This is a genomic window from Pelotomaculum sp. PtaB.Bin117, from assembly GCF_002067195.1.
Classification (GTDB): domain Bacteria; phylum Bacillota; class Desulfotomaculia; order Desulfotomaculales; family Pelotomaculaceae; genus Pelotomaculum_D; species Pelotomaculum_D terephthalicicum.
The window spans coordinates 1-18,215 of sequence record NZ_MVQM01000139.1 but is presented as its reverse complement, the minus strand read 5'-3'; the positions used below and the strand labels follow the sequence as shown (position 1 = coordinate 18,215).

Annotated in this window: 24 protein-coding genes and 1 pseudogene; 15 read left to right on the top strand and 10 right to left on the bottom strand. The window is 44.8% G+C overall.

Going from position 1 to position 18,215, the window contains the following annotated elements; all coding sequences use genetic code 11:
* The coding region (locus A4E54_RS09955) for a transposase (protein ID WP_286725967.1) at nt 1-678 on the bottom strand (678 nt) is incomplete at its 3' end.
* A 248-nt stretch (nt 679-926) separates the two neighbouring features.
* Here A4E54_RS09955 and A4E54_RS09950 point away from each other — a divergent pair.
* The 10 genes from A4E54_RS09950 (at nt 927) to A4E54_RS09905 (ending at nt 5,990) form a co-directional block, all read left to right on the top strand.
* On the top strand, nt 927-1,076 hold the full coding sequence (locus tag A4E54_RS09950) for a hypothetical protein (protein ID WP_240085081.1): 150 nt from the start codon (nt 927-929) through the stop codon (nt 1,074-1,076).
* Between the two features lie 7 nt (nt 1,077-1,083).
* Nucleotides 1,084-1,413 (top strand): DUF5320 domain-containing protein, encoded by a 330-nt coding sequence (locus tag A4E54_RS09945; protein WP_240085082.1) that lies wholly within the window; start codon nt 1,084-1,086, stop codon nt 1,411-1,413.
* 385 nt (nt 1,414-1,798) lie between these two features.
* The gene (locus A4E54_RS09940) at nt 1,799-2,143 is read left to right on the top strand and encodes a NifB/NifX family molybdenum-iron cluster-binding protein (RefSeq protein ID WP_282442409.1); all 345 of its coding nucleotides are present in this window, start codon (nt 1,799-1,801) and stop codon (nt 2,141-2,143) included.
* A 23-nt stretch (nt 2,144-2,166) separates the two neighbouring features.
* Nucleotides 2,167-2,997 (top strand): Mrp/NBP35 family ATP-binding protein, encoded by an 831-nt coding sequence (locus tag A4E54_RS09935; protein WP_240085084.1) that lies wholly within the window; start codon nt 2,167-2,169, stop codon nt 2,995-2,997.
* A 181-nt stretch (nt 2,998-3,178) separates the two neighbouring features.
* On the top strand, nt 3,179-3,448 hold the full coding sequence (locus tag A4E54_RS09930) for a hypothetical protein (RefSeq protein ID WP_240085085.1): 270 nt from the start codon (nt 3,179-3,181) through the stop codon (nt 3,446-3,448).
* Between the two features lie 67 nt (nt 3,449-3,515).
* On the top strand, nt 3,516-4,355 hold the full coding sequence (locus tag A4E54_RS09925) for an MBL fold metallo-hydrolase (RefSeq protein ID WP_286725965.1): 840 nt from the start codon (nt 3,516-3,518) through the stop codon (nt 4,353-4,355).
* Nucleotides 4,356-4,674: 319 nt separating this feature from the next.
* Nucleotides 4,675-4,857 (top strand): 4Fe-4S dicluster domain-containing protein, encoded by a 183-nt coding sequence (locus A4E54_RS09915; RefSeq protein ID WP_240085087.1) that lies wholly within the window; start codon nt 4,675-4,677, stop codon nt 4,855-4,857.
* A 414-nt stretch (nt 4,858-5,271) separates the two neighbouring features.
* Nucleotides 5,272-5,451, top strand: coding sequence for a ribonucleotide reductase N-terminal alpha domain-containing protein (locus A4E54_RS09910; protein WP_240085088.1), 180 nt, complete (start codon nt 5,272-5,274; stop codon nt 5,449-5,451).
* A 7-nt stretch (nt 5,452-5,458) separates the two neighbouring features.
* The gene (locus tag A4E54_RS15915) at nt 5,459-5,644 is read left to right on the top strand and encodes a ribonucleotide reductase barrel domain-containing protein (protein WP_502687937.1); all 186 of its coding nucleotides are present in this window, start codon (nt 5,459-5,461) and stop codon (nt 5,642-5,644) included.
* A 4-nt stretch (nt 5,645-5,648) separates the two neighbouring features.
* Nucleotides 5,649-5,990, top strand: coding sequence for a beta/alpha barrel domain-containing protein (locus A4E54_RS09905; RefSeq protein ID WP_312038123.1), 342 nt, complete (start codon nt 5,649-5,651; stop codon nt 5,988-5,990).
* A 202-nt stretch (nt 5,991-6,192) separates the two neighbouring features.
* On the opposite strand, the gene hcp is transcribed toward A4E54_RS09905, so the two are convergent.
* Nucleotides 6,193-7,749: a hydroxylamine reductase gene (gene hcp / locus A4E54_RS09900; protein ID WP_286725963.1), complete on the bottom strand. Its 1,557-nt coding sequence runs from the start codon at nt 7,747-7,749 to the stop codon at nt 6,193-6,195.
* Nucleotides 7,750-7,785: 36 nt separating this feature from the next.
* Complete coding sequence (locus A4E54_RS09895) at nt 7,786-8,511, bottom strand: 4Fe-4S binding protein (RefSeq protein WP_240085090.1); 726 nt, start codon at nt 8,509-8,511, stop codon at nt 7,786-7,788.
* 110 nt (nt 8,512-8,621) lie between these two features.
* On the opposite strand from A4E54_RS09895, the gene A4E54_RS09890 reads away from it, so the two are divergent.
* Nucleotides 8,622-9,314, top strand: coding sequence for a Crp/Fnr family transcriptional regulator (locus A4E54_RS09890; protein ID WP_286725961.1), 693 nt, complete (start codon nt 8,622-8,624; stop codon nt 9,312-9,314).
* Nucleotides 9,315-9,456: 142 nt separating this feature from the next.
* On the opposite strand, the gene A4E54_RS09885 is transcribed toward A4E54_RS09890, so the two are convergent.
* The gene (locus A4E54_RS09885) at nt 9,457-9,909 is read right to left on the bottom strand and encodes a CBS domain-containing protein (RefSeq protein ID WP_286725960.1); all 453 of its coding nucleotides are present in this window, start codon (nt 9,907-9,909) and stop codon (nt 9,457-9,459) included.
* Nucleotides 9,910-10,187: 278 nt separating this feature from the next.
* Between A4E54_RS09885 and A4E54_RS09880 the strand changes: the two genes are divergently transcribed.
* Complete coding sequence (locus A4E54_RS09880; RefSeq protein WP_240085092.1) at nt 10,188-11,354, top strand: LuxR family transcriptional regulator; 1,167 nt, start codon at nt 10,188-10,190, stop codon at nt 11,352-11,354.
* 136 nt (nt 11,355-11,490) lie between these two features.
* Here A4E54_RS09880 and A4E54_RS09875 read toward each other — a convergent pair whose 3' ends face one another.
* Both A4E54_RS09875 and A4E54_RS09870 read right to left on the bottom strand, forming a co-directional pair.
* On the bottom strand, nt 11,491-11,679 hold the full coding sequence (locus A4E54_RS09875) for a type II toxin-antitoxin system antitoxin (protein ID WP_240085093.1): 189 nt from the start codon (nt 11,677-11,679) through the stop codon (nt 11,491-11,493).
* 15 nt (nt 11,680-11,694) lie between these two features.
* A complete protein-coding gene (locus A4E54_RS09870) occupies nt 11,695-12,537 on the bottom strand; it encodes an SPFH domain-containing protein (RefSeq protein ID WP_240085094.1) in 843 nt (280 codons plus the stop codon).
* A gap of 454 nt (nt 12,538-12,991) precedes the next feature.
* Here A4E54_RS09870 and cshA point away from each other — a divergent pair, with 454 nt between their 5' ends.
* A complete protein-coding gene (cshA, locus tag A4E54_RS09865; RefSeq protein ID WP_282442407.1) occupies nt 12,992-14,446 on the top strand; it encodes a degradosome RNA helicase CshA in 1,455 nt (484 codons plus the stop codon).
* A gap of 46 nt (nt 14,447-14,492) precedes the next feature.
* Here cshA and A4E54_RS09860 read toward each other — a convergent pair whose 3' ends face one another.
* Nucleotides 14,493-15,254 (bottom strand): tRNA threonylcarbamoyladenosine dehydratase, encoded by a 762-nt coding sequence (locus A4E54_RS09860; RefSeq protein ID WP_286725957.1) that lies wholly within the window; start codon nt 15,252-15,254, stop codon nt 14,493-14,495.
* A 67-nt stretch (nt 15,255-15,321) separates the two neighbouring features.
* Entirely contained in the window at nt 15,322-15,834 is a 513-nt protein-coding gene (locus A4E54_RS09855) for a response regulator (protein WP_286725955.1), read from the bottom strand.
* A gap of 260 nt (nt 15,835-16,094) precedes the next feature.
* Here A4E54_RS09855 and A4E54_RS09850 point away from each other — a divergent pair, with 260 nt between their 5' ends.
* Both A4E54_RS09850 and A4E54_RS09845 read left to right on the top strand, forming a co-directional pair.
* The gene (locus A4E54_RS09850; protein ID WP_240085071.1) at nt 16,095-16,652 is read left to right on the top strand and encodes an urease accessory protein UreD; all 558 of its coding nucleotides are present in this window, start codon (nt 16,095-16,097) and stop codon (nt 16,650-16,652) included.
* Nucleotide 16,653: 1 nt separating this feature from the next.
* A pseudogene (locus A4E54_RS09845) lies at nt 16,654-16,883 on the top strand (transposase); the annotation flags it as partial.
* Between the two features lie 299 nt (nt 16,884-17,182).
* On the opposite strand, the gene A4E54_RS09840 reads toward A4E54_RS09845, so the two are convergent.
* Nucleotides 17,183-17,392: a hypothetical protein gene (locus A4E54_RS09840; protein ID WP_240085072.1), complete on the bottom strand. Its 210-nt coding sequence runs from the start codon at nt 17,390-17,392 to the stop codon at nt 17,183-17,185.
* A gap of 62 nt (nt 17,393-17,454) precedes the next feature.
* Nucleotides 17,455-18,215, bottom strand: a 761-nt coding sequence (locus A4E54_RS09835) for a sodium:solute symporter family protein (RefSeq protein WP_286725951.1), incomplete at its 5' end; no start/stop codon positions are given.

Sequence of the window (18,215 nt, the reverse complement as noted above, 5' to 3'; positions counted from 1 at the left end):
ATCCCTGAGTAGAGGAATGGCAATTTCACCATCGGTAACGTTGGCAGTAGTAGTAATTTCAGCGATAGGTAAACCGGAGATGGCATCCACAAGGATATGGTTCTTGTAACCCCAGTAAAACTCGTATTTTTTCTCGTTATAAGCATTACTTGCAGTCCTGACACCGAGTTTACAATCCTTATCAGACTTTGGCTGAATAGACTTATCAAAACGTGTTTTATCAAAAGACTTTGAATTATTCTTTGAAGTATTGGCCTCAATAGAAGTGGAATCAAGAGAAACAAAGCTGCCATCAATAAAACCAAGGGAAACAAGAGTTTTAACTTGAGACTTCATAACGGCAGTCAACCATTTGTGGGCAGTATTTTTGATAAAACGCCTGTAAGTCCAGTAAGAAGGTAACTTCTTGGTAATATCAAAGCCGCAAGTGTGAGCGATAATTTGGTTATTGAAGAGATATTCCTGGATCTGAGTTATTTCAGAAAACTTCTCACACTTCATGACTATAAAAGCTCTGAAGAGAGCACGACGAGAAAAGCCATCTGGCCCAGAAATACTTGAATTGACTTTATCAGGAAAGCTTGAGAGGTCAAGAGAATCAAAGATTTTGGTATAGAAAACGACTTTGGATTGAGGAGTAAAGAAGTCAATGATGTTCATTATTAATTGTTGATGCATAGGGGTTCCTCCTGTTTTTGTTGGTTTTGGATTGTGGCAAATACTTAATTCGACATTTATGGGAGGAAATCCTATCATATATTGAGTGATAAGCAAATTTAGTGTGCATCAAATCCAGCTATATCAACGGATCTGAGTCATGCACATGGCTAGTTTTATTAAATTATGGGAGGTGTATAAAATGCCAAGAGGAGATGGAATCGGGCCGCTGGGCCGGGGTCCGGAAGCAGGCAGGCGCTTAGGCCCGTGTGGTACTGGTACTGGTGCCGGACAGAGTCAGGGGCAGGGCAACGGATGCTGTGGCCGTGGTGGTGGCCGGTGAGCCAGGCAAGGCCAGGGGCGTGGTGGTCAAGGTAGGGGCTGCTGTTAGATTTACAAAAACTAAGGCAGGGAGGTAATGTATTTATGCCGGGATTTGATGGGACCGGTCCATTGGGTATGGGTATAATGACAGGACGTGGACGCGGATTTTGTATAAGTAATATTCTGCCTGGTAATGGTTTAGCTCAAAGGCTTGGCCGTGGTGGCAGGCGCGGCTGGCTGTGCTCTGACTTTACCGCTGGAATGCTTGTTGGACTTGGCGGATACTTTGCCCATTCCTTAATGACAAAGCATTTTACAACTCCGGGTAGCAATGAGAATGAGTTAAACCTCCTTAAAGAAGAAGTTGGCTACCTGGAAAGTACCCTTGAACAGGCTAAAAAACGCATAAAAGAATTAGAAAATAAAGAGTAGGACACCCTTTAGGGGGAATTTAATGACAGTAGACATGACAGTCGCCGTGGCAAGCGGCAAGGGAGAGACAGGCACTTTACCAGTGGCAAGAGCGCAATAATCATCCCCGAGCAATTTTAGAAGCGGTTGAAAAAGCTTCGGCAGAAAAGAAAATAAGCTGGCCTGAAGCCAGGAAATTGGCGGAAGAGCTAAAAGTGCCACCTAATCTTATCCGCGAGGTTGCCAATAAATTAAAAATAAAAATCATAGCTTGTGAACTGGGGTGTTTCTAAGAAATTAGCAATATTAAAGATAAGTTAAATGAAGGCTTCATTAACCCCTTTTAGCCGGTAAAAAGCCAGGAATAAAGTTAAACTAAAATAAAACAGTGAAAGGAAGCAAAAAAATGAAAATTGCACTACCTATCGCAGGAGACCAGTTATGTATGCATTTTGGACATTGTGAAAGATTTGATTTTTTTGACGTCAACCCTGAAACTAAAGAAATCCTGAAAAAAGAATCATTTACACCTCCTCCGCATGAGCCTGGTTTGTACCCAAGATTACTGGGTGAAAAAGGAGCTAAGATTATCATTGCCGGTGGTATGGGGCCGCGGGCACAGGAATTGTTCAACCAGAATGGCGTAAATGTAGTAATTGGCGCTAATTCGGCCTCAGGTAGTCCGGAAGATATCGTCAGGCTGTTTTTGGCCGGCAATCTAGAAACAGGGGATAATGCCTGCGATCATTAAAAAACTAAGGAGGAATTAAAACAATGCAACAAAATTCAGATTCTGCATGTGACAATGAAAAAAGCGGCGGATGTGGTCATGAAGGCAATGCCGGTATTGAGAAATTGACCGGAAACGAATTTAGCAATATCAGGAACGTTATCGCTGTCATGAGTGGAAAAGGCGGTGTGGGGAAATCTTCGATAACATCTATACTTGCTTGTGAATATAGAAAAAAAGGCTGTTCGGTGGGAGTACTGGACGCGGATATCACCGGCCCGAGCCTGCCAAAGATGTTTGGCATAAAGAGTGGGGTGAAAAGCAACGGCTCCGCGTTATTCCCCTCAATAAGCAAAAATGGGATAAGAGTTATGTCACTAAACTTATTGACCGCCAATGAAGATGACCCGGTTATTTGGCGCGGTCCAGTAATTTCCGGTACAGTCAAACAGTTTTGGACAGATGTGGCCTGGGGTGACCTTGATTATCTTTTTGTTGACTTGCCGCCCGGCACTGGTGACGTACCTTTGACTGTGATGCAATCCCTGCCATTAAACGGGCTGATTGTTGTATCTTCACCACAAGATCTTGCGGTTATGATTGTGAGCAAGGCAATAAGGATGGCCCAAATGATGAATATACCCATAATTGGACTGGTTGAAAATATGAGTGGCGCCGTTTGCCCGCATTGCAACGAACATTTTGAGTTGTTTGGACCTAGCCGGGGTGAAGAAATTGCTCAAAAGTTTCAGATACCCTATATTGGCGGCTTGCCTGTAGACCCCAGTTTTTCAAAGCTCTGTGATCAAGGTAAGATTGAGGAATATAATAGTAACCTTTTTGCCAATTTTATCCCTGAGAATATGACTCAATAGGAACACGTCTATAATAGCCATCTATTACTTCACAGATAAACTTGTCATAAGAAATAAGAATACCTTAGTTTTAATAACTAATCGTTTTGAATAATTGGCAACAAAAATTATCCATATTAAATAATTAATTGCTAGGAAATATTGATAATGTGTTAAAAAGAACTGCGCGGAGGATCAAATAATGGAAGAGTTCCTTAACGACCTGCAGGAAAGCTTTTTCACTTGGTGTAATAATGTAGTCAAAGACCACATGGAGCGTGAAGGGACCATGCTTAAACGGTGGCGGCCGCGCAAGAATCCTGACGGCAGTTATGATTTAGTCTGCAGACTGATTGCCCGTGATGAAATCGCATCGAAGCTTACAGTACCTATACCAGAGGAGTATCACGAACTTCTTGAGCGTGAGTATTTCATCACTCACCCGCCGGACGAAGATGACGAGAGCCAGTAGTTGATTGAATACAACAACACAAATATTCACTTGAAGTAAAGATAAAAACCCGGGAATAAAAAGAGTTATGATAAAGTTCCATATCTTATGCGACAATTATTCAAAAAGAAGAGGATTTCTTGCGGAACACGGACTATCCGTGTGGATAGAAACGGATGACGGGAATATTCTTTTCGATACAGGCCAAACGGATGTTTTTTCCTGGAACGCCGAAACATCTGGTGTAGATCTTTCAAAAGTAAATGCTCTGGTTATTAGTCATGGTCATTATGATCATACGGGTGGCGTGCCGTATTTTTGCAGACTCAACACATTAGCACCAATATATATGCATCCTAAGGCGTTCAATGAAAGATTTTACATGAGTGATGGAAAAACCCAGAATAGAAGTATTGGTGTTCCATGGAGCAGAGATGTTTGGAAAAAACTTAGCGGAAGAATTAATTCAACGGTAAAAACGAAACAAATAAATAGCGTGGCTGTAGTATCGCCAATGATCCCAAGAGGTGTTGCCTTTGAGGATGTTCCCCATTATTTTTTTGTGCGCAATGAAAATGACGAGATTTCTCGTGATCTTTTTATTGATGAACAAATCCTTGTTTTGAAAGGAAACAAGGGGATTTATATTTTTGTGGGATGTAGCCACGTAGGAGTGGTAAACTGTCTTAGGTATGCGCAAAAGTTATTCCCGGGTGAAAAAATAGCCGGTTTAATTGGTGGAATGCACATGGAGAGTGTTCCAGATATCAGAATTGAATTAACAATCCAGAGTTTTTTGAATTATAGGGTTGAAACTATCATTCCGCTGCATTGCACCGGAATGATAGCTATCTGTGAAATGAAGCGTTTTCTTAAAGAACGTTGCCATATCTTTTCAGTTGGGGATGAAATTGTTTTTGAAAGATGATTCAATTTGGAGATGCATTTACACAATGGGTGGAATTAATATTGCTATAGATGGTAACTGTGGAAGTATCCATTGCCGTGATTGTTGGGCAAAACTTTACTGTTCAGGTAGTTGTCATGCAAATTCTTATTATGCAAGCGGAGATATTATGAAGCCTGAGGAATTGTTTTGTACAATGCAAAAAAGCGTTTAGAATGTGCCATTATGATTGAAGCATACAAACAATTAGATGCATAAAAAACGAAATTTGTTAGCTAAACTATCTTTGGAATTGTTCTATATAACATTATTTCATAATTACCTGGAGGAGGTTAGTTAAATGAAACCAATAGTAGATAGTGAAACATGCGTGGCTTGTGCCATATGTTATGATGAGTGCCCTGCGGATCCAAAGGTATTTGAAATAAGCGATATTGCCAAAGTTGTTCACCCAGAAGCTTGTCTGGGATGCATGACTTGCGAGGAAAATTGCCCTACAAACTCAATCACACTAACTAAATAATAAATTAAAACAGGGTTTGAGCTAAGGTATGTTCAAGGACTCTAGGTAAGAGCTAGGTCTATTAAGCTGGTTTATCTAGCTAATTTTTTACCTGTGCTGTTAAGCTTGTTGTAATATCACTGATTGATCTGGCTTTTGAAGAGTGTTAACAGGTTCCTAAAATGTTTACAGCCCAAAGTGAGCCACACCCTGTGTTAACATTTGAAAGAATTTACCTGCTGTTATTAGGTTAATACTGACCCTGACTATTTAATCATATAAATTAGCCAAAGAGATTTAATAAAAGAAAAACCACTTGCCATAATCATTGATTGCAAGATGATTCTAAAAGATAAAACATGCTAAAAGACATTTTGCTATAAGAATTAAACTAAATTTTTAGAAATCCATACTAAACCATGAAGGCGGCTAATTATGAATAAACTTACTGATGCAGGTCAAAATGTTTTTAACGCTCGTTATGCGTTAAGAGATGATTCAGGCAACATTATAGAAACATTCGAGGAAGCAGTTTTTCGCCTTGCCCGAGTGGCGGCAGGCGCTGAAAAAGAAAACCCAAAACACTGGGGGGAGAAACTCGCTTCTATAAATTAGGTGAGAAATAGGTGAGCCTTTATTTATTCCATCGACTCCCATTTGGGCTAACAAGGGTAAACCCGACCGGCCATGGCAGCCTTCTGCCTGCTTTGTCCTGGCTGTAGAAGATTCGCTGCATTCCATGTACGAGACACTGATGTCGACCGCTTTGGTTTTCAAGTCCGGCGGCGGATACAATATAAAACATTAACACTTTGAAACATCTATCTTCAGGAACCAAGGTGCAACCGCAAACCAGCATTATTGAAGCCGAAGGTGACGCAGAGAACCTGCATATGTCCTGGCGAGCATCCATGAATATTTTAGAGTATGCTTCAGGCATTGCTACCAGGACAAATAAAATATTGACCAAGGCCAGAAAGGTAAATCCTAAAATTGAAATTCTTGCGACGCGCAAAATATTCCCCGGTACGAAGGAACTATCCGTAAAAGCTGTCATTGTCGGAGGTGGACTTCCCCATAGGCTGGGTTTATCAGAAACCGTTCTTGTTTTTAAACAGCATTTGAACTTTATCGGAGCGATAACCTTGTTATAGTAATTTGGCATTAAACGTACGAGACAGTAAAAAAGAACTTACTTATAAAAAGTAATTTATGTGCTTGTCCAATGTCAAGGGCTGACCCCTTGACTCTCTTGACTCTTTCCCCTTGACTCTTTGACTCTCCGGAATAACAATGAGTCAGGCTTTACTTTCTTAAATAATAATCTCACAAAGTAAAGCCTGACCCCACTTTTCTTTATCCAAGAATCGCTTCTAAATCCGCTGCCGGCGTGCTGATCGGCTTGATGTTGAATTTTTCTGCCAGAACGTTCAGCACGTTCGGGGAGATAAACGCGGGCAGTGTGGGACCAAGGTAGATGTTTTTAATATCCAGCGACAGGAGCGTCAGCAGAATGCTCACGGCTTTCTGTTCGTACCACGAGAGAACGAGGGTCAGGGGCAGCTCATTAACCCCGCAGTTGAACGCGCCGGCCAGGGCGACAGCCACCTGGATGGCGGAATATGCGTCGTTGCACTGGCCCATGTCCATAATGCGCGGCAGGCCGCCGATTTCACCGATGTCCAGATCATTGAAGCGGAACTTGCCGCAGGCCAGAGTCAAGATGACGGTGTCCGGAGGGGCCTTTCTGACAAAATCGGTATAGTAGTTTCTGCCCGCCCTGGCGCCGTCACAGCCGCCGACCAGGAAGAAATGCTTGATCGCGCCGGCTTTGACTGCTTCAATGACTTTATCGGCAACGCCGAGCACAGTGTTGCGGGCAAACCCGGTCATCACTTCCGAACCGCCGTTGATGCCGGTGAGCTTCTTGTCTTCCGCCCAGCCGCCCAGTTCAAGGGCCTTGCTGATTAACGGAGTGAAATCTTTCCTGCCGTTGTCTCCCTTTATATGTTTAATGCCCGGGTAGCCGACGGCATCGGTGGTGAAGATTCTGTCGGAATAAGAAGGCAGAGGCGGCATCAGACAGTTGGTTGTATAAAGAACAGGGGCCGGTATGCCGTCAAATTCCTTCTTTTGGTTATGCCAGGCGGTCCCGAAGTTGCCCTTGAGATGCGGGTATTTCTTCAGTTCGGGATAGCCGTGGGCGGGCAGCATTTCGCCGTTGGTATAAATGTTTATGCCCTTGCCCTCTGTTTGCTCAAGAAGCTGCTTCAAGTCATGCAAGTCGTGGCCGGTGATCATAATGAACGGCCCTTTTTCAACCGTGGTGGAGACCTTGACGGGCACGGGATGCCCATAAGTTGAGGTGTTGGCCTCATCAAGCAGGGCCATGCACTTGAGATTGACCTGGCCGAACTCCATCAGCAAGCCCAGCCACTCCTCGACTGAATGTTCCTCGCCGATGGCGCGCATCCCTTTGTATAGCCATGATGTTACTGCATCGTCTTTTTTGCCCAGTACACAGGCGTGCCACGCGTAAGCCGCCATGCCGCGCAACCCGAAAAGAAGGGTGGAGCGAAGGGACACCATGTCTGGATCACCTGCCCAGAGAGTGTCGAAGGCCGGGTCTGCCACCCCGCCCAGCTTTGCTTTTTCAGCTTGAATAAGGTTTTTGAGCTCGTCGATGCGGCTGCCGTCAAAGTTGACGTTGGTGAGTGTCGCGAAAAGCCCTTGCATGACCAGCGCGTCCGTGTTCTGGTCCGGTGTCCGGCCTTGCGCGGCGCGGGCTAGTCCGACCATGGCACAGGTTAATTCGTCCTGCTTGTCGGCGAGATCCGGCTGCTTGCCGCACACACCCACTTTGGTGCAACCTTTGCCGCCTGCCGTTTGCTCGCATTGAAAACAAAACATCATGTGTTACCTCCTTGGTTTATTTTTGAAGTAATGAACCTATTCTTCCGCAATTTTTCCGTCGGTGGTGATAGTGACAATACGCCACGGAATCATTTTACCGCTGTTTATGAGCGCCTGTTTCACCGCGTTGGCGATGCCGCCGCAGCAGGGTACCTCCATGCGGAGCACGGTGACGCTTTTTAATTCATGCGCCTTCAATATTCCTGTCAGTTTTTCGGTGTAATCGATATCATCCAACTTCGGACAGCCGATAATGGTAATTTTATTGTGCATGAAATCATTATGAATGCCGGCATAGGCGTAAGCTGTGCAATCGGCGGCTACCAGCAGGCCGGCATTGTCGAAGTAGGGAGCGTTCACCGGCACCAGCTTAATCTGGCAAGGCCACTGGCGAAGTTGTGATGTTGCCGGCGCGGGATTTCCTGCAGCGGGGATAACAGGCGCCGGGTTCCCATTCTGCTCGATTATCCTTGCCAGAGTACCGGGGCACCCGCAGGCAAGGTTTTCAGGTATAGGAATTTGTCTATCGGCCGTGTGTTTTTTTACAGCTTCTTCGTCAAACGCAGCTGCGTCGCGCTCTTCCAAGGTTATCGCGTCGGCCGGACATTCCGGAAGACAGGCTCCCAGGCCGTCGCAATAGCTTTCCGACACAAGCTTTGCTTTTCCATTGACAAGCTGCAGGGCGCCCTCGCCACAGGCATCGACGCAAAGCCCGCAGCCGGTGCATTTTTCTTCGTCTATCTTGACAATTTTTCTTTTCACCTGAAGAGACCCCCTTTAAATATTTTTCTTGCGGCTTTTGTAAAGTTATTTTATTATATTGGCAACGTTAAATCGGTAGCCATGGTTACCAAAAACAAGGGTGAGTAAAAATGTATATGAAATGGATGAAAGCTTTATCTAAGTGCGAATTATTTAGGAGGATAAGCCCGGATGAATTGAATATCGTGTTTGAATGCCTGAAGCCGAATGTGAACAGCTACGGAAAAAATGAGTGGGTGGCCGTTGCCGGTGAAAGATTTACCGGTCTGGGGGTAGTCCTTTCCGGCGAGGTAGTGGTTGCCAAGGAAAACGCGGCCGGTAGCCGGGTCATTATAGCGGTAAACGGCCCCGGGGAGATGTTCGGCGAGATGGCCGCGTTTTCGGGAGACGGCGTCTGGCCGGTAACGGTAGCGGCCAGGACAGCCTGCACAGTAATGTTCCTGCCGGCTGGAAAGATAGTCGGCAACTGTGAAAATTCCTGCATGAGCCATAGGCAGCTGATCACGAACATGCTGGAAATTGTATCGGGCAAGGCGCTTATGCTTCACCAGAAGGTAGAATACCTGGCGATCAAGAGCCTGAGGGAGAAGATCAGCACTTTTCTGCTGGAACAGTATAAAAGGACGGGCAGTACCATGTTCATGATGCCTCTGAAAAGGAACGAGCTTGCTGACTTCCTGAACGTTTCCCGCCCGTCTCTGTCACGCGAGATGTCCAGGTTGAGGGATGAAGGAGTAATAGAGTTTCACAGGGATTCCATGAAAATCAAGAAAGTGGATGCTTTAAGGAGTATGTCCAGCTAGAAGGTGGAGCCGGTAAAAAAGTGAGCGGTGATCATAAAACCGCCCACTTTATTTATAAGGTAATTATTTAAAGGTAATCATGCTTTTCTTGATTTATAGACAAGTAACCTTTGGGTATGCATCAGCGGCAAAAAGGTCTGGCTTAAACCCGTTGAGCCAGGGTTTTAATTATGTCAGCGCGGCTGATAATGCCAATGACAGAGTTGTTTTCAACCACCGGTACTCTATTTATGTCATTATCTACCATTAAAGCAGCCACCCGTTCAATTTCTATATCACCGCCGACAGTGATTACATCAGTAGTCATTATTTCCGACGCTCTTTGGGCGGCTAATTTTTTAAAATCCTCCCGGTATCTTTCCAGCCCGTTAATGTAAATAAAAGCACCCAGTATATTCAGAAAACCTGGTGTTCTGGGGTTTGTTTCCTTGTGCAGCAGGTCTTCTTCGGTAACAATGCCCACTAAATTCCCTTCCTTATTTAAAATCGGTGCCCCGGAGATGTTGTTTTCCGTTAGTATTCCGGCCACTTCTTCAATGGCGGCATCTTCTTGTACGGTAATAACATTTTTGTTCATAATATCCCTGGCCAGCACATCAATCACCTCAATTTTTATGGATGTATAGATACAATATATATCATGCGCGAAATACGCTCAGCCTATGAAGCATTGGATTTCTGACCATCGGTATCTGTTTAAAATGATTTAATAATCAATGGCAAAAAGATATACGCCGATAACCTACCCCACGTGGAAAACATAAAAAAATACACCCGATCAGGTGTTTTTGTTCGACAAAATATGATATATTTTGCTAAAGATTAATTTACATGAAAGACTGAACTATGATTCTTCCTCAAAAGATTAAGTTGGTGCCGCAAGATTCGGTGTTGAACGCCCTAGCGCTTGCTTTTATTTTTACTTGGATTCTCTCATATCCCATGCACGGTCCGTTGTTGGAGGAGATATTCGGGCCGCAGGCGTATATACTGGGACATTTTTTTACTTTTAGTCATGGCCTGGGTATGATTATTTTTTCCTTTTTGCCTCCGGTCGTGTTGAATGATAAAAGATTAGTGGTATCTTCCGGCGCGGTAATTTTCATTCTAACATGTATATGGACCTTTATTCCTTTAAATAATCCAAATGTCATCAGCGTCATACTTGGTCTTATTTCAGCTTATCTTGTCCTGTCCTGGATACCGGTTTTCTTGAATGAAAAATCTCCTGTGATAACGATTGGTCTGGCCATGACCACAGCGAATGTATTGCTGGGTTTGACCTGCTTTACCCATTTTTTATCCTATCCTTTTGTAAAGATCGCCGCTTCTCTTACCGGACTGGCTCCGCTTCTCGGCGCGCTCTATATCGGCAATAGACATTTTGCATGCAACCTGACTAAAAAAGAAGCGGGAAACAAAAAAATTAAAACCAGTACTATTGTCAGCATCATTGCTTTTTCATTGGCCGCTTACTTTTCCGGAGGATTCTGGTTCAGGGCGATAGTGCCCCTTTTTTATTCCCAATGGCCGGCAGTTATAGGAATAGACTCTTTTCTTTATGCGGCAATCTATCTCGCGCTTGCGGTTTATGCCCGAAAATTCTCGTATTTATGGCTGGGACCTGTAGCGTTAAGTTTATTAGGTCTTGGTCTGACAATCGCTATAATCAGTCTCGACCGTCCGGTAGAAATTATTATTACTCTGCTGTTGATAATTGCCGGACTTTGCGCAACAGATCTCTATTACTGGCTTACCTTGCGCGATTTGTCTAAAATACTGAATACCCGGGTTTTCGGACTCGGGCTCGGCCTGTCTTTGTTTTTTATCACAGCGCCCGGGATAGCGTTGGATACGCAATTGCTGCCCGGTCCTTTGTTAAGCCCCGCTACAGCGGTGCTGGGCGCCTGTCTTTTGTTTATGATTAACCCGTTAATAATCTGGTACCTCCGGCCATTACACCAGTATGAACAGGTTAAAGCCGATTTGCCTAATAATCTTGATGAAAAAACCTGTAACGATACCGGTTGCAGAAACTGATGACGAGAAATTGATCCGGGAAATGCCAGCTTTTGGTATAGTCTTACTAATAGTGAAAAAAAAGTTTATGAGCTGATTTACGGAAATCCGGCACGTCGAATCGCAAGGAATTGCTGCAAAAGGTTAGAGGTAATTTTTAATCATTACTTTGTTGTATCGGATTGGCGGGAGACTTCGCGGACACGCGCTTTGCCTTCCGTGCCGCTTCACTCAATAAATATTCAACGTGCGCGTTTACGCTGCGAAATTCGTCGGCCGCCCATCTTTCTAAAGCCTCGTATAATTTGGGGTCGATACGAAGTAAAAATTTTTTTTTATCAGACATGAGAGGCCACCCGATTTAATATAGGCTGCCAGTATTGATAACCGGCTGGGCCGCCCGGTCTGAAACGATTGCCACCATCAAATTGTTGATCATAGCCACTTTGCGTTCTTCGTCAAGTTCCACAATATTATCCCGCTGGAGCTGATTGATAGCCATTTGCGCCATGCCGACCGCCCCCTCGACGATTTTTTGCCTGGCTGCCACTATCGCTGACGCCTGCTGGCGCTGCAACATGGCGCTGGCGATTTCAGTAGCGTACGCTAAGTGAGTCAGGCGGGCTTCCATGACTTCGACCCCTGCCACGGCAAGACGTGTTTGAAGTTCCTTGCTCAGTTCATCAGCCACTTCTTCAGCATTGCTGCGCAGGGAATATCCTTTTTCTTCAAAGCAGTCATATGGATACTTGGTGGCGACATGCCGCAACGCCGTTTCACTTTGTATTTCAACAAATTCCTCATATTTATCGACGTCAAACACTGCTTTCGCGGAATCCACTACTTTAAAAACAACAACAGCCGCGATTTCAACGGGGTTTCCTTCGACATCGTTGACTTTTAATGTATTACTGTTAAAGTTACGCACCCGCAATGAGATCGTTTTGCGTGATGTCAACGGTATGGTCAGCCAGATGCCGCTTTCCCGCACACTTCCCATATAGCGGCCAAAAAAGGTGACAACTCGCGCCTGATTGGGTTGCACTATAACTATTCCGCTAAAAATTAACGCGGCTGCTATAAGCATGAGCACCCCCGCGATGGGATTCCGTTCCACCAGAATATAGGCTGCCAGTCCCGACCAGACCAACAGCAGAAGGAGCGCCAGAAAACCATTGAAAACCCAGGCATTCTTTTCTTTCATAATCATTCATTCTCCTGTCTATTATTATTTTGATATTTATATGATATCACTTGCGGATATAAAAGTAAATACATGTTAAGATGATATCTGATACCAGGATTATACTGCGGGATTATATCCTCGCAGCGGAACTGGTTGTGATAACGAAAAATATAAGAGGTTAAGAATTAAATAAATATTGCACAAAAACTGGAAATGGTGTAGAATAAAGATTATGATTGATGTTTTAATTTTCTTTCTCCGCCAAAAGCTATGACATTGAAGGGGTTATTGCTTTGAATAGCGATAATCCCTTTGCTCTTTATATGATGTTGATGGAAAAGATGGCCCTCGTGGTAAGACAGCGTTACAGTGGGATAAGAAAGAAAATTAAATGGGTATGCTATAGTTAACTATAGTTAAATATGAAAGTGATTAGCAGTTAAATTACACTAGTAAAGGGGAAGATAAAAGATTGGCGACATTTAGTGATTTTGGATTGACCGGTCCGGTGCTCCGGACTATTAATAACATGGGTTTCGAAGAAGCCACACCCATTCAAGAAAGGGCTATTCCCATGGGATTAGCGGGGAAGGATCTGATTGGCCAAGCCCACACCGGGACAGGTAAGACTGCTGCCTTTGGTATACCTATGGTTGAGTTGTTCGATGTCGAGCGGGAACAGATTCAGGGAATTGTCATAACCCCTACCCGCGAATTGGCCATACAAGTGGCCGAGGAATTAAACAAGATCGGCCAGGTAAAGGGTATTCGCACGCTGCCGGTTTACGGCGGGCAGGATATTACCCGTCAGGTCAGGGCGCTTAAGAATAGACAGCACATTATCGTGGGAACGCCCGGCCGTCTCATGGACCACATGAGAAGAAAAACAGTCCGCCTCAACCAGGTCAGGATGGTGGTTTTGGATGAAGCTGACGAAATGCTGAATATGGGTTTTGTCGAGGATATTGAGACCATTCTCAGGGAAGTTCCCGACGAGCGCCAGACCTTGCTTTTTTCCGCGACGATGCCCGGCCCGATCCAGGCTCTGGCCCGGCGGTTCATGAGAAACCCGGCAGTGATCAGGATTGAGGGCAGGCAGGTTACTGTTCCGAACACTGAACAAAGCTATATTGAAGTCGAGGAGAAGCAGAAATTCGATGTTTTCTGCCGCTTGCTGGACATCCAGTCGCCGGATCGTTCCATTGTTTTCGGCCGGACCAAGCGCAGGGTTGACGAGCTTTCTGAAGCACTGCTCAAACGCGGCTATTCAGCCGAAGCGCTCCACGGGGATCTGGCGCAATCCAAGCGGGACCTTGTCATGCACAGGTTCAAAGAAGGCATTATTGAGGTGCTTGTAGCCACGGATGTTGCCGCCAGGGGTTTGGATATCAGCGATGTGACTCATATATATAACTTTGATGTTCCCCAGGATCCGGAAGGCTACGTTCACCGTATCGGCCGCACCGGCCGTGCCGGAAAAGCAGGCAAAGCGATTACTTTTGTCACGCCGCGGGAGATTCAGCACTTAAGAGTTATTGAAAATATGACCGGAGGGAAAATAGCGCGGAAACCTATACCAACGATTAAAGAGGCGGTTGAATGGCAACAGCGTCTGGCTGTTGACAAGCTTCTGCTTGCCGTGGAAAACGGGGATACCGGAAATTACAAGGGGCTGGCGGAAGGCTTGCTGAAAGAAAATGACCCGGTTACTCTTCTTGCGGCGGCGTTGAAGGTCTTAACCAAAGAATTCGACCAGACTCCCGTTATATTGACCGAGGAGAGACCACTAAGAGTAAGACAGAATAAAAATGCAATTCCAGGTCAAAGAGAGAGAGGATACTATAGCAGCGGAAGCAGCAAAAAGAACAACGGGAGGGGCGGCGGATTTAAGGGAAAAAACCGGTTTAGCAATAATCGTACTTTCTAAATTTAAAATGACCACCGAAAAGAAATATGAGCCGTGTTCTATGCTCTCAAAAGTCACTGTTAATCAGGTCCTTGACGACCTCGCCCGCCATCAATAAACCCGCGACTGAAGGCACAAATGATATACTGCCCGGGATCTGGCGGCGAACGGTGCATTTTCTGGTCGTGCCCTTGGGGCAAATACAGTTGAAACGGCAGCTGGACCCGTCGGTTTCCATGGGTATGATCGGTTCTTCTTTCGAATAAACGACTTTCAGCCCTTTCACGCCCCTTTTTCTCAATTCCTTGCGCATCACCTTGGCCAGGGGGCAGACTGAAGTCTCATATATATCGGCAATTTCAAATTTGGTCGGGTCAAGTTTGTTGCCGGCCCCCATGCAGCTTATTATAGGAATATCCCGCTGTTTGGCGTTTACGATCAAGTCTACCTTGGCGGTTACCGTATCTATTGAATCAACGATGTAGTCGTACTCCGGTTTGACAAGCTCCGGGGCATGTCCTGGCATATAGAACGTTCGGCGGGCGGCCACTTCAGCCCGCGGATTGATCGCGAGGATTCTGTCCCGCATCACCTCGACCTTGGGCTTGCCTACCGTCTCCCTGGTGGCGTGAAGCTGCCTGTTGATGTTGGTCAGACAAATACAGTCGTCATCCACCAGCACAAACTTGCCGACACCGGCGCGCACCAGCCCCTCAACCGTATAGGTTCCCACACCGCCTATGCCGAAAACGGCAACCGTGCTCTGAGCCAGTTTCTCAATCCCCTTTTTCCCTATCAGCAATTCAGTTCTTGAAAATTCGTTAAGCATTTTACCTCACAAGTTCTATTTTTTTGATTATACCATGCTAAACCCTTGCCGCCATATTTGGAAATTGTCATTGAGCGGCGCATTCAATAAGCTTATCAATAGACAGCAGAGGAACCTTTAAATTATGGGATATAGTATAGCAAAAGCTGTCTAATTCGCGCTTGGCTTCTTGAAGCGATTCAGTTTGCTGCTTCAGTTTGATATGTGTTTTCACACGGGCCAGCAGTTCGGAAGTATTGAAAGGCTTAACCACGTAGTCCTGCGCGCCTAGTTCGAATCCCTTCCGGATACTGTCCTCATCGTTTTTGACAGTTAAAAAAATAATGGGAATACTGCTGAAAGCACTATTGCTTTTAATAGTTTTACATAATTCAAAGCCGTCCATTTCAGGCATGTAAATATCCAATAGAATCAAGTCCGGCAGATGCTGATTTAATAATTCCAAAGCGGCACTCCATTTCTTGGCAATTCTTATTCTGTAGCTGTTTTCGCGCAGCACCGCCACAACTGCTTCAATATGTTCGGGTGTGTCTTCCACCAGCAATATTTCAGGCTGATTATTCTTTTGGATTATTTCCAAGAGGCTCATCTCCCGCTAAGTTACGGTATTATCCGCCTCCGTAAAAATACCGGATGATTAAATATTAAACCAAGTATTTTGTTAATGACAGTCTTTTTTCGTAATTTCCCTCAAATTCCCGGCGGGTGAGAAAAATCAAGGGAGCTTTATTTTGGCAATTGCAAAGGCTGTTATTGTGGTTTAAAATAAAATTTAAGGCAAAGTAGCTGTATTTGCAAAGTGGCAAACCAGCTTCTTTGCTTTTTTTGGGGGTATTGAACGTGAGATCAGAGACAGGCGTCAAACAATCAACGATTAGCACCCTGATTCTGGGAATATTTTTTCTTATAGCAGTATTGCTGGGAGGAAGTATTTTATATATGAATTCCAGCCTTGATGCCGAACACACCGCTGAAAAAAGAAGAACAGAATTCAAGCAGTTGGGCAACGACCTGGCGGACGCTTCTGATTACTTGACGGAGGAAGCAAGAAAATACGCCGTGACCAAAGACATTGCCCATTTAAATAAATACCGGGAGGAAATTAATGTAACAAAAACAAGAGACAATATTCCTTATGCCGGTTCAAGTTTTCAATCCGTATCGGAATGTTTTTTGAAAAGTGGTTCCGCGTTTGTGTATTCAGACATCTTTGCCTGCGGGAGGGCAAAGGGAGGAGAACGCTTTAAATTCAAAGAATACAGAAACTGCAGCAAGGTTTATTATCAGGGCGATTTGATTTATCTTGACCATCAAGTGCTTGTGCCGGGTTGCCAGGACCTGGAGGGAATTGGAAACACATGGAGCGCAAAGAAGATAAGACCCAGGCGGACGTCCTGAACTAGGCATCAATATGGCCGGTCAAAAAGAAATCCTAGGCATCTGGATTGGGGAACATGAAAGCGCCGGTTTCTGGCTCGGTGTCTGTAATGACCTAAAAAGTAGGGTGTTGAAGATATCCTGATTGCCTGTAAAGACGGCCTTTCCGGGTTTTCTGAGGCCATTAGCACAGTGTTTTCACAAACAGAAATTCAATTGTGTATTATTCACCAAATACGTAAATCTGATAAAAGAACCGTCCCCTTGTCTACCAATTTTTTCAGCATCATTAATACCGTACCGAGCCGAGCAACAGTATCCGGTATACTCGCCCTTGGCCCCGGCCCGCAGTTTTTCCACGCCGGGATAATGCGCAAACCTGGTTTCTTTATCGCTTATTCTACAGTTTAAGCACCGCCCCAAAACGAAAGTCACGTCCGGGCAATCTTCGTTACGCGTTGGCAAGCCCGGTTAAAAAAGAACAGGACCACCTGAGCGGTCCTGTTCTTGGAGCGTTGGATTAAACCAGGAGTTCTGTGAAATTTAATAATTTAATCTTTAAAGTGATTTTTGGGCCAATGATACTTGCAAAAGCAGGCAAACATCACAACCATCGCAATGTTAAGAAGTACTTGGTAAAACACGTGCCAGGGGATCCAGCCAAATACAATCGGGTAAATTGTGTTCCACTGCCAAAAATCCACATAGAGTAAAAAAGGCAGGAACATCATGATAAACCAAAATGTAACTTTCCCATTCATAAAGGGCAGCCTCCTTTTAATAGTTCAAACACCTAATCATTCTTTCAGCTAGTTACTGTACCCTATGCGTTTTCAGCCTTGAAAATGGTATCCAAAAAATCATGTTTTTCATCAATCGAACGTCTTTCCTCTTCACCGGATTTGGTTAAATAAGACACCACGATTAATACTAGCGTACTTATTGTAATTGCCGGGACACAAGCTTGCCAATTGCCAAGAACAGACGCCGGAATTATACCCAACATAAACAGCACCAATACTCCCTCGCCCGCCAGCACCGAGCAAATAATAGCGGCTGCGGTACTCCTCCGCCAGTACAGAGCGGCCAAAATTGCCGGGGTGCATACGGCATATCCGGTAAAGGCCCAGGTTACAATAGTCAATATTGCCGCCGGCGGACTAAGGGCGATGTAACAAGTCAAAAGGGCCAAAGAGAAGATAAACACACGGCCAACGAACACTTCTCTTTGCGGGCTAAGATTCTTGTTTATATATGGAATATAAAGATCTTTTAATAACATTGTGCTGGTGGTAATTAATTGAGAGGCAATAGTCGACATAATGGCGGCTATTACAGCCGATAAAACCAGGGCTCCGATCCACGGTGCGTAATAGTTTTCTAAAAGCATCGGAATTATTGCATCTGACGCCTTACCCTCAAGACCCGGGAAAACTATATTTCCGAACGCGCCGAGGAATAACACCGGAATATAGATCAAGATCATGGCAAGCGGATAAAGAGTCATGGTTGTCTTTAAAGAATCCGAGCTTTTGGCCGCCAGGTACTTGGTAAAAAGCTGCGGGAAAACAGGCACGCCCAGGC

Excerpts from the sequence above, each read along its gene's own strand:
- A4E54_RS09945 (WP_240085082.1), top strand. The coding sequence starts at position 1,084 with ATGCCGGGATTTGATGGGACCGGTCCATTGGGTATGGGTATAATGACA.
- A4E54_RS09940 (WP_282442409.1), top strand. The coding sequence starts at position 1,799 with ATGAAAATTGCACTACCTATCGCAGGAGACCAGTTATGTATGCATTTT.
- A4E54_RS09935 (WP_240085084.1), top strand. The coding sequence starts at position 2,167 with ATGCAACAAAATTCAGATTCTGCATGTGACAATGAAAAAAGCGGCGGA.
- A4E54_RS09930 (WP_240085085.1), top strand. The coding sequence starts at position 3,179 with ATGGAAGAGTTCCTTAACGACCTGCAGGAAAGCTTTTTCACTTGGTGT.
- A4E54_RS09925 (WP_286725965.1), top strand. The coding sequence starts at position 3,516 with ATGATAAAGTTCCATATCTTATGCGACAATTATTCAAAAAGAAGAGGA.
- A4E54_RS09915 (WP_240085087.1), top strand. The coding sequence starts at position 4,675 with ATGAAACCAATAGTAGATAGTGAAACATGCGTGGCTTGTGCCATATGT.
- A4E54_RS09910 (WP_240085088.1), top strand. The coding sequence starts at position 5,272 with ATGAATAAACTTACTGATGCAGGTCAAAATGTTTTTAACGCTCGTTAT.
- hcp (WP_286725963.1), bottom strand. The coding sequence starts at position 7,749 with ATGATGTTTTGTTTTCAATGCGAGCAAACGGCAGGCGGCAAAGGTTGC.
- A4E54_RS09890 (WP_286725961.1), top strand. The coding sequence starts at position 8,622 with ATGTATATGAAATGGATGAAAGCTTTATCTAAGTGCGAATTATTTAGG.
- A4E54_RS09875 (WP_240085093.1), bottom strand. The coding sequence starts at position 11,679 with ATGTCTGATAAAAAAAAATTTTTACTTCGTATCGACCCCAAATTATAC.
- A4E54_RS09870 (WP_240085094.1), bottom strand. The coding sequence starts at position 12,537 with ATGAAAGAAAAGAATGCCTGGGTTTTCAATGGTTTTCTGGCGCTCCTT.
- A4E54_RS09860 (WP_286725957.1), bottom strand. The coding sequence starts at position 15,254 with ATGCTTAACGAATTTTCAAGAACTGAATTGCTGATAGGGAAAAAGGGG.
- A4E54_RS09840 (WP_240085072.1), bottom strand. The coding sequence starts at position 17,392 with ATGAATGGGAAAGTTACATTTTGGTTTATCATGATGTTCCTGCCTTTT.